This is a genomic window from Citrobacter sp. Cpo089 (genome assembly GCF_030332695.1).
Taxonomy (GTDB): domain Bacteria; phylum Pseudomonadota; class Gammaproteobacteria; order Enterobacterales; family Enterobacteriaceae; genus Citrobacter; species Citrobacter portucalensis.
In genome coordinates this window covers 99,011-108,788 of record NZ_JAOWHJ010000051.1, presented here as the reverse complement: position 1 = coordinate 108,788, position 9,778 = coordinate 99,011, and the positions used below count along the sequence as shown (strand labels likewise).

Below are 9,778 nucleotides of genomic sequence, written 5' to 3'. Positions count from 1 at the left end.
GTGCTTTTGCCGTTACGCACCACCCCGTCAGTAGCTGAACAGGAGGGACAGCTGATAGAAACAGAAGCCACTGGAGCACCTCAAAAACACCATCATACACTAAATCAGTAAGTTGGCAGCATCACCCCGCGGGTATCGCTGTAGCCTTTATCGCCGACCTGTTGGGCCACGTTGCTCCACACGTTGAGTCGCGGAGTGATTTGACCTTCAACGCCGACTTTCAGCTCACCGATGTTTTTGGTGCCGCGCATGTCGTTGCTCACATCGTCCATCTTCACGCTGGTTGTCTGTGTGTTGTGGATCCAGTTGGCTTCAACAAACGGCTGGAACTCGCGAGATTTACCGTCGTCGATGGCGTTGTGACCGTTGATAAAGGCTTTCACACCCAGACGGGTCATCAGGTTGCCATCGGTATTATCCTTCACGCGGGTACCGTTCGCTTCGCGGTGACTGTCGGCTTGCACGTCCATCCATACCACCTGCGCTTTTGGTTGCAGCCAGTAGCTGTTGCGCTCGCTTTCACCCAGTTTAAAACTGTAACCGGCTTCAACCGAAGCGGTTATCCCGCTGGATTTGTATTTCTCTGCTGCCTGCTCCTGGCCCATCACTTTGTTATCAAACCAGTTGTACAGCGCCCAGGTATCCACGTAGGTACCGGTCTTGTCGGCGTCATTGGCATACCATGTGCCGTACAGACCCACGCTGTAACCAGTGACCTGGCCTCGTGAATGGTAGCCGGTCAGGCTGGACTGCGTGCGGTTCTGGCTGTTGGCATAACCTGCCATCGCGCCGAGGTGCCAGCGGTCGAGACCGTCGCTACTCCACTGCGCCAGGTCGCCGCCTAACTGCATCACATAACTGTTGCTTTGGGTTTTCAACTGCCCGCTACCGTCTTTGAAGCGGGTATGTGCCCCAACGTTACGCATCCACAGGCTGGTAACTTTCTTCTCACCTGTCAGCATATCGACGTACTGCGTTTCACCCAGACGATCGTGCAGTCGGGTCATAAACAGCGTGTTAGCCGCGTAGTTGTTTGCCAGATAACTGCCTGCTTCCGGACGGTATTGCTGCTCAGTGACAGGAGGCGCAACGGGTTCTTCCGGCTCAGGGATAATCGGGTCTACAGGATCGACCGGGTCTGGATCAATAGGGTCAACCGGGTCCGGATCAACAGGGTCAGGGTCTTCCGGATCCGGCGGAGCAGGAATAAAACTGGTCAGATACCAGTTGCTGCCCTTCTGCACAACGTTATAGTCGTACGCTCCGGCAACAATACGGCCCGCTTTCTCAAAAGTACCGTCAGAATTACCGGCCACTTCGATGATCTCAATACCTTCAATGGTCTGCGCCCCGGTTCCACCAATGTTATTCACCGCCACGAACGCATTACCCGCGGTGTTGCCGAGCACTTTCAGCTTATCGGTTTCGGAGGTATCGTCATTCAGAACGGTATTGAAAACCAGTTTACCGCCGTTCCCGGTAAAATCTTCATTGATGGTAAGCGTCTGCCACGGTTCGCCGTCAGCATGCCCAAAGTTCACGACTGACCCGCCGTTCAGCGTCAGGTCGGTGAGCGTTGAGCTGTTGGTCATGTTCCAGGTCGCGTCGCTCATTTGCAGCGAGATAACGCCCGTCCCGGCAGTGGCGCTGGTGATGTATGACGCTCCGCTCCACAACGAGTTGTCGGTCATGTTGAGCTTAATGGTACTGTTTTGCTGCGGCAGACTGCTGGTTGCGGCAGTCGCGCCTGCGGCATGAAGATCGCCATCGATGAGGAAGCGCCCGCCAGTAGAACCGTCTACGATGCCACCCGTTTCGGTGCTGATGGCATAACTTTCGTTGCTGTGATCGCCCGCCATGGCAATGGCGGCACCGCCTGCCAGGTTTATCGCCCCGCGTGAAGTCGCATACAGGCCGCGTGGCGCTTTGCTGTATGACGCAGCTTTCGCCGAACTGTTCACGTTGATCGTTGCGTTTTCACCGAGATTCACGGTCGCGTTGGTGGAGTAAACCGCGTGTGCGCTGACGCCGTTGACCGTAATCGTCGCGTTGTTGCCCAGTTCCGTTTTGGACGATGAGGCGGCATAAATCCCCGTGGAAGAAGCCCCCGAAGTCTCGATGGTGGCGTCATTGCCAAGCAGGATTGAGGAACCGCTCTGCCCGGTGCGAAGACCTTCTGAGCTATCACCTATCGTCACAATGTGTGCCCGGTCGCCGACCACAATTGTATTTTTGGCCTGCGTGGCGTCTTTCATCGCGTTGGCTGTGATACCACGTCCCTGGGAACCGGTGGTTTGAATGTACAGATCGTCGCCGACGTAAATGCTGGCCGAGCCCTTCCAACCCTGGCTATAGGAGTTGTAACCAGCGTTAATACCGTCACCATCCTGACCGTCCACATAAATACTGGTGCGATCCCCGGTGATGATAAAGACCGGGTTATCCGGCGTATTGGCCCCGTGCGTGCGGATACCGTCAACATCTTTACCATTATTGGCGGCATTCTTCGACTGCGTGCGAATCGTCAGGTCGTCCCCAAAAATAACGCCCGGACTACCCGTTGTACTGTTCTGAATAACGGTAACAGAGTGCTCAAAGGCTTCAGCACCGGGTCCATTAATCGTTAATCCATTGCCATAAACAGGAATCGTGCCCGCACTCCATTGATAAACATAATTCGGCATGGCGCTGGTTTTAGCGAAACTGGCATTTGCCTGCGCTGGAATTATTGCCTGCAATTCCGGAGGCAGACTGCTAACCAGTCCGCTGGAAGGTAGACTATCAACGTCAACCCATGCCGCATGAGCTGAAAATACCATAGAGGTTAATGCGGCTGAAACCGCTATGGCAATACGAGAATAAGATTTGGGATTTGGCATATTAGCCTCCTGCTTTCAGGCGTAGAGCGTCCACCACATCGCAAGGATGTGAAAATAATAAAACTCAAAAATACGTTATAAAATGTTCGACAATATTTGATGAATACTATGGCCTAACTTATCTTCAAGTCTGAGCTTGTAGACATATATTTTCTTAATATCGATATTATCTATTTTGGTAATTTGCTGAATACTTTTCCCTGACACAAAACGCTTCAGTAATATCATTTCAGTATAGTTAAGTGAGCGTCCACGTTTGCTGTTGGCGAGATGGCCAGTAAAGAGTCGCCTGATTTTCTGATGTTGAACTTCGTCATCATCATCGGAATATATAATCCCTTGTATTTTATTGCTTTTGGACAGCCAGTAGTTGGCTAATGGCGCCAGATTCCTGTCAGCTATCAACACAATATGCATACCGCTGTAGGCCAGCCGGTCAACCCATTGCGGGTCGGAAAACAGGCGTAGATTAGGGAAAGAAAAATCCACAAAAATAAACCCACACGACAAATGGTTCTGATTATTAAGCAGAAGCTTTTCAATAATTCCTTTTTGCAGAAAGCCATTCCCCTCAGGCCAGATAGCAAAAGCGGCACGGTGACAGTAACTGGCGCGAACCGCAGTATCTGGAAATAATTGACAGGATAATTCACAGCTTATGCAACGAACAGTCTGTGACGGTGATCTCTTCATCAAAAATGACTCCTGTTATTTTTCCATAAATATTTCATTGGTAAATAAATGTGTCAATCCAACACGTAGTACGTTCCTTGTCAGTTAATAACAGTGGCGCTAATAAAATGTAATAAACTCCTGATGCACTAATATGTATGGGCTGTGAGTAATACGATTGCGCTAAGCTTATTTACGCTTTATCTCAGAATAACAACCTATGCTTTAGGAATTTTATGCATAAATTCAGATTCTAAGATAAACAGTAAAAAAGCACTATTTGCTAAAAAATAACCTGCATAAAGGTTGCTTACTAATTACGTAATTCTGATAACTCAATCACCCTTGTCATGTTGTGGACAAATATAAAGATAATTCAGATAAAACTGTAATGAATTCTCATTATTTAACCTTAGGTAATTTTAACCTAAGAAATAAGATCTCTAACATGTTGTATTTAAAGGATTTTTAATAATTAAGCAAAATTCTTATCTTCAATCATGAACAAAGAGTGAGGCGCATTATCGATTTGGATGTAAAATTTAAAGGATGCGTTAGCACACGCTGTGATTCGTTTTGGTTACTGAGGGCTGGGCAATTGTACCTTATCAATCAGTTGGTCGAATTTAATCCTGATAGCAAAAGTCTGGTCAATCGTCAGACCGGGCGAGCAATTCAGCTCCAGCTCCCTGCCTCGCTCTGTTTTCTCTATTTAATTACTCACGCAAGTGACATTGTTTCCCAGAACACGTTGATGACAATTGGTTGGGGTGAAAGAAATAATGTGACCACCACCAACACATTTTACCAGGCTATTCTGACACTACGTAACGCGCTGGCGGACGTGGGGTTGCCTCGTGATACGGTGAAAACTATTTCCCGACGTGGGCTCAGATTAAATGAGAATACGCAAGTAGAGACAATAACGCTTCAACAGAGTGAAGTTTCCCCGCCGCCGGTTATTGAAGAAATCACCCCCGCAAAGATAATTCCTTCGACACCACAACAAACTACGCAGATACCCTGGTTTGAGGTTTTATTTAGCGCCAGTGTCGTGATTGCCACGTTGATCATCTGGCTGGTGTGGTATCAAACGCGCCCTGTTATGCCGTTTAGTAAATTTGCCCCGGTCTCCATGCAGACCCCATCGCGACAAAATTGCAAAATCTATTACTCACCAAATGAACACGACCAGCAAGGCTATTTCAATCTGATGCAGTTACATCCCTATCTCTGTGAAAACAACAAGCACGTGTTTCTTACCGGTTACAGCAAAGCGGAAAGGATCGTGGCATTTGTCTGTGATAAAGATGCACGGGTGGATGCTAACGCATTTTGTACTACTCATTATTACTGGATGCGCGGGCAATGAAAAAAACACGCCACCTTATAGTGCTCGTGGCCGGGCTGGTTACTGTGCTCGGTTCAGGGGGATGGTTATGGCATTCACGCTATGCCGACAAACCGCTGAATTGCATCGGTAACATGGAATGGAATATTGGCAGCAACCGCTTTACCGGTACGTTATCGTTTCGGATGTACAACAGTGAAGGCCTGGCCACTATTACCGGCAAACTGTACGGGCGTAATACCTCCGACATTAGCAGGAACATCTATTTTAACTACACCCAAAAGCGCGATGCCCGAGTGCTACAGGCGATGCAGGTCGTCAAAACCTTCGCTGACACCGCTGATGAAGCGGATATTAACGACACATTACCTGGATTTTACCGCCAAAGCGGACGAAGCCTGAGCCTGGTCATGGAGGAGTATAAAGGTGCATGGATTTTTGCCAGCTCCAATGTGCCCTCGCTGTATTGCCGCAAAAGGTAACGTCATATCCGGAAACAAAAAGTACGGCCCCTCAATGAAATTCACATTTGTCATCATTAACTTACGCGACATGGGTCACTGAATCCACACATAACCCATTGCTATTCTTCATCGCGAATCAGGAAACATCCTGAATATCATAATATCCGTTGCGTAATAATTAAGCGAAATGGGCGTTATATTTTGCCCAGAAGACTTCAACCTACGGATGGATATTTGGAGAAGACGTGGGCAGGGGCGTTTATCTCTCTCGCGAGCAATGTCTGAGCATTCAGGCGTTATCGCATTTCAGGAAACGGTGTGTTTCCGGTGTATTTTTGGCGTACATATGAGGGATACGTAATGTTTACTTTTAAAAAGTGCCTGATTGCACTTTCTATAAATTTGGCCGTTGTTTCATCAGGTTTTGCTTGTACGACCCTGCTGGTCGGCAACGAAGCATCAGCGGACGGCTCCATGCTGGTCGCCCGTAGCGCAGACAGCGATGCTCTGAAAGCACAGCATTTTGTCATTCATCCGGCAAAGCAAAATCAGACCGGGGTATACAGCACCAAAGCACATAATGGTGCGAATGATTTTACCTGGCCACTGCCGAAAAACTCTCTGCGTTATACCACTGTCCCAAACTGGAAAACCCAACTGCACGGCGCGACCGGATTTAACGAGCTGGGTGTCGGCGTGAGCGGTACAGAATCCATTTTTGCCTCACCGAAAGCACTGGCCGCCGACCCGTACGTTGAGGATAAAGGGATCACCGAAGACGATATCCCGGATATTCTGCTGTCACAAAGTAAAACCGCACGTGAAGCTGTGGCGCTATTGGGCCATATCGTTGAGACCGTCGGCGCAGGCGAAGGTTTTGGCGTTGCCGTCGTCGACGATAACGAGATCTGGTACCTGGAAACCGGTAGCGGCCACCAGTGGATGGCGCAGCGTCTGCCGAATAACCAGTATTTTGCCACCGGTAATCAGGGCCGCTTACAGGATTACGATCCTAAAAATCCGGACATGATGGCGTCAAAAAACCTGATTCAATTTGCGACTGAAAAAGGACTGTACGATCCGGCGAAAGACGGTAAATTCAACTTCTCCAAAGCCTATACCCGTGATGACGAGCGTGACCGCACGTATAACGACCCTCGTGTATGGACCATCCAGAAAGAGTTCAATCCTTCCGTAAATCAGGATATGGCCAAAGGGCGCGAATTCCCGGTCTTCATGACGCCAGAGAAGAAAATGACGCTGGACGATGTGAAGGCCGTGTTGCGTAGTCACTATGAAGGGACCAGCCATGACCCGTACACCAACGGTCTGAACGGCAAAGAGCCATGGCGTCCGGTAAGCGTTTTCCGTACCTATGAAGCGCACGTCATGCAGGTCCGTCCGTGGTTGCCAAAAGAGATTGGTGAAACGACCTACATTGGCCTGGGCATGGCTGACCTCACCGCCTTTGTTCCGTACTACAGCGGCCTGAAAGCGTATCCGGCTAACTACACGATGGGTACCGATAAAGCGGACGATCAGTCTATCTACTGGAAATATCGTAAATTACAAACGCTGACGATGACCGATTATCCGAAGCTCGCGCCAATCGTCAAAAAAGCCTACAAAGCGTGGGAAGACAAAGTGGCGAAGGAGCAAAAAGAGGTCGAAGCAGAGTATCTGAAGATGGCGAAAACCGATAAACCTGCCGCCGATAAGATGCTGAATGACTTCAACCTGCGCATCATGGCCGACGCCGAGAAGCTGACGGAAGATCTAACCAATCAGCTATTTACCATCCGCACTAAAGACATTCAGTCTGATATTTTCTTTGCGAATGCAACGAAAAAAGACTGAGTAACGACGCGATAGTATTCTGGCGTAAAGCGCTTATTAGCTTTGCGCCAGCATTTCACACCGCGCCTTCACCGCCTCGTGCAGAAGGCGTACCGCGGTTGAAAGCTGCTTCCGATGCGGGCAAATCATATTCAGCGGGACTTTCTCTCCCTGATAATCCGGCATCAGCAGTTGTAATCGACCGTCACGCACATCCTCGCTGACATCCAGCCACGACTTGTACGCCACACCTTCTCCGGCAATCGCCAGGCGCCGGATCACTTCCGCATCGTCACTCATAATGGTGCCGTTAACCTGCACACTACTGACCTCGCCGTTGCGCGTAAATGTCCAGCGATCGTGCAGGCGGCCGCGTAATACGAAAGTCATGGCGTTGAGCTGTGTTAAATCATCCAGTTTTTGCGGCGCGCCGTTTTGCTCAACCCATTCCGGTGATGCCACCAGCACACGTCGGTTACCCGGTGCAACCGGCAGCGCAATGTAAGACGCGTCTTCGGTGTTGCCATAGCGAAACGCAACATCGACGGGGTCTTTAAAGACATCCGTTACCTGGTCGGAGAAAAAAATCCGCAGGCGCAGCGCGGGATAGCGGCGTCGAAACGACTGAAAGACCGGTAGCAGCAGGTTACGACCGAGATCGGAAGGCACGGCGATTTGCAGCGTGCCTGATACTTCATCTTCCGGGGTCTGAATTTTTTGCAACCCGGCATGCATTACATCCAGCATCTGGCGGGCATAGGGTAACCAGACTTCACCTTCTGGCGTCAGGCGCAGGCTGCGCGTGGAGCGGGCGAACAAGCGGATAGCCAACGTAGACTCCAGGCGCTTGATAGCTGAACTGACCTGAGCAGGCTGAACGCCGACTTCGCGCGCGGCATCGCTAAAACTATTCAGCGCCGCGGCGCGGACAAACAACGTGAGATCTTCAAGCCGGAACATTTTCACTCCCCGAGTATAAGTCCTGTCGCCATAGGGCTATTTTTCCCGTTCTGTTACCGGTTTACCATCGAATTATTCAACTGATTCCTGTAACCGGAGAGACCATGAAAGCCATCGCCATCACCCGCGCCGCGACCGACGGCAATAACATTGAATTTTTACAAGAGATTGACCTGCCCATGCCAGTCGCTACCGGGCACGATCTGCTGGTTGAAGTGAAAGCCATTTCCGTCAACCCCGTCGATACCAAGGTCCGCGAAGGTTTTAACGCTGATGTGCCGCGCGTACTGGGCTGGGACGCCGTTGGCGTGGTGAAGTCCGTGGGTGAAGCCGTCACCCTATTTTCACCCGGCGATGAAGTCTGGTACGCCGGAGCGCTCGGCCGCGCTGGCAGTAACAGTGAATTTCAGCTGGTTGATGAACGTATTACCGCGCTGAAGCCAAAAACACTGGATAATGCTTCTGCTGCGGCGCTGCCACTAACCGCTATCACCGCCTGGGAAATGCTGTTCGACCGTCTGGGCGTTGAGGAAAATGGCAATGAAGATGATGTGTTATTGATTGTTGGCGCGGCTGGCGGCGTCGGTTCTATTCTGACGCAACTGGCCAGTAAGCTGACCAAAATGATCGTCATCGGTACCGCATCACGTCCGCAGAGCCAGAAATGGGTACGTGAAGCGGGCGCTCATCATGTGATTGACCACAGCAAGCCGTTGACGGAAGAGCTGGCACGGATAGGCATTAAAGAGGTGACGCACGTTGCCAGCCTGAACAATACCGAGCAGCACTATTCGCAAATTATTGCCGCACTGGCGCCGCAGGGCAAACTGGCGCTGATTGACGATCCGCAAACTCTCGATGCGCGCCCGCTGAAGGCCAAAAGCATTTCGCTGCACTGGGAGTTTATGTTTACCCGTTCGATGTTTACCACTCACGACATTATTGCGCAGCATCAGTTACTGACCCGTGTGGCGCAGCTGATCGACGACAGCACCCTCCGTACCACGCTGGGCGAACATTTTGGCGCGATTACCGCGGCAAATCTGCAAAAAGCCCACACACAAATTGAAACCGGTCGCTCGGTCGGCAAGATTGTGCTGGAGGGGTTTTAACATGTCTGATTCTGACGTGATTTCAATTATTGCGGTACTGAAAGCCAAACCGGGGAAAAACGACGCACTGAAACAGGCGCTACAAGCTCTGCTGCTGCCCACGCGCCGGGAACCGGGCAATATTGAATATGCCCTGTTCCAGTTACGCGACACGCCGGATGTGTTCTACGTACGCGAATCCTGGCGCGGTCAGGCCGGTCTGGATGAGCATATCGCTCTGCCACATTTCCAGGCGTTCATTCTACAAATGAACGATCTGCTAGCCGAACCGCTACGGCTGGATTATCTGACGCCGATTGAGGCGTAATATTAATATCGTGCTCCTCTGATGTTCGGGGAGCATATCAAATATCAACATGAGAATTTACCTAACTCAATAATAACTTGGACAATAAAATAGATATGATCATTATCCTCTAGAAAACCGTAGTATTAGTCACAAAATTAACATTGAAGATATATCGTTAATATTCATTATATTTCACAATAATAATAACAATATAA

Annotated in this window: 8 protein-coding genes and 1 pseudogene (1 of these 9 only partly in view); 5 read left to right on the top strand and 4 right to left on the bottom strand. The window is 50.0% G+C overall.

Annotated elements, in window-relative coordinates; genetic code table 11:
• The 3 genes and pseudogenes from OGX92_RS09930 to OGX92_RS09920 form a co-directional block, all read right to left on the bottom strand.
• Nucleotides 1–71: pseudogene (locus OGX92_RS09930) on the bottom strand (IS1-like element transposase) (its annotated part extends 224 nt beyond the left edge of the window); the annotation flags it as partial.
• A gap of 33 nt (nucleotides 72–104) precedes the next feature.
• Nucleotides 105–2,879 carry an intestinal colonization autotransporter adhesin MisL gene (misL, locus tag OGX92_RS09925; protein WP_286586491.1) on the bottom strand — a complete coding sequence of 925 codons (2,775 nt, stop codon included), beginning with the start codon at nucleotides 2,877–2,879 and terminating at the stop codon, nucleotides 105–107.
• 75 nt (nucleotides 2,880–2,954) lie between these two features.
• Nucleotides 2,955–3,572 carry a helix-turn-helix transcriptional regulator gene (locus OGX92_RS09920; RefSeq protein WP_286586489.1) on the bottom strand — a complete coding sequence of 206 codons (618 nt, stop codon included), beginning with the start codon at nucleotides 3,570–3,572 and terminating at the stop codon, nucleotides 2,955–2,957.
• A 577-nt stretch (nucleotides 3,573–4,149) separates the two neighbouring features.
• Between OGX92_RS09920 and OGX92_RS09915 the strand changes: the two genes are divergently transcribed.
• The 3 genes from OGX92_RS09915 to OGX92_RS09905 all read left to right on the top strand — a co-directional run bounded on the left by OGX92_RS09915 (nucleotide 4,150) and on the right by OGX92_RS09905 (nucleotide 7,223).
• Complete coding sequence (locus OGX92_RS09915) at nucleotides 4,150–4,923, top strand: winged helix-turn-helix domain-containing protein (protein WP_286586493.1); 774 nt, start codon at nucleotides 4,150–4,152, stop codon at nucleotides 4,921–4,923.
• Nucleotides 4,920–5,384 (top strand): YqeJ family protein, encoded by a 465-nt coding sequence (locus tag OGX92_RS09910; protein WP_003827183.1) that lies wholly within the window; start codon nucleotides 4,920–4,922, stop codon nucleotides 5,382–5,384. Before OGX92_RS09915 ends, OGX92_RS09910 begins: the two co-directional genes overlap by 4 nt.
• A 342-nt stretch (nucleotides 5,385–5,726) precedes the next feature.
• Entirely contained in the window at nucleotides 5,727–7,223 is a 1,497-nt protein-coding gene (locus tag OGX92_RS09905) for a C69 family dipeptidase (RefSeq protein WP_003827181.1), read from the top strand.
• A gap of 36 nt (nucleotides 7,224–7,259) precedes the next feature.
• Here OGX92_RS09905 and OGX92_RS09900 read toward each other — a convergent pair whose 3' ends face one another.
• Entirely contained in the window at nucleotides 7,260–8,162 is a 903-nt protein-coding gene (locus OGX92_RS09900; protein WP_048215260.1) for a LysR family transcriptional regulator, read from the bottom strand.
• Nucleotides 8,163–8,266: 104 nt separating this feature from the next.
• Between OGX92_RS09900 and OGX92_RS09895 the strand changes: the two genes are divergently transcribed.
• Complete coding sequence (locus OGX92_RS09895) at nucleotides 8,267–9,274, top strand: zinc-binding alcohol dehydrogenase family protein (protein WP_003827176.1); 1,008 nt, start codon at nucleotides 8,267–8,269, stop codon at nucleotides 9,272–9,274.
• Between the two features lie 16 nt (nucleotides 9,275–9,290).
• A complete protein-coding gene (locus OGX92_RS09890; RefSeq protein ID WP_231133702.1) occupies nucleotides 9,291–9,581 on the top strand; it encodes a putative quinol monooxygenase in 291 nt (96 codons plus the stop codon).
• The last annotated feature ends 197 nt before the right edge of the window (nucleotides 9,582–9,778 follow it).

Bases quoted from the DNA above. Each gene is read 5' to 3' on its own strand.
- misL (WP_286586491.1), bottom strand. From the start codon at position 2,879: ATGCCAAATCCCAAATCTTATTCTCGTATTGCCATAGCGGTTTCAGCC.
- OGX92_RS09920 (WP_286586489.1), bottom strand. From the start codon at position 3,572: ATGAAGAGATCACCGTCACAGACTGTTCGTTGCATAAGCTGTGAATTA.
- OGX92_RS09910 (WP_003827183.1), top strand. From the start codon at position 4,920: ATGAAAAAAACACGCCACCTTATAGTGCTCGTGGCCGGGCTGGTTACT.
- OGX92_RS09905 (WP_003827181.1), top strand. From the start codon at position 5,727: ATGTTTACTTTTAAAAAGTGCCTGATTGCACTTTCTATAAATTTGGCC.
- OGX92_RS09900 (WP_048215260.1), bottom strand. From the start codon at position 8,162: ATGTTCCGGCTTGAAGATCTCACGTTGTTTGTCCGCGCCGCGGCGCTG.
- OGX92_RS09895 (WP_003827176.1), top strand. From the start codon at position 8,267: ATGAAAGCCATCGCCATCACCCGCGCCGCGACCGACGGCAATAACATT.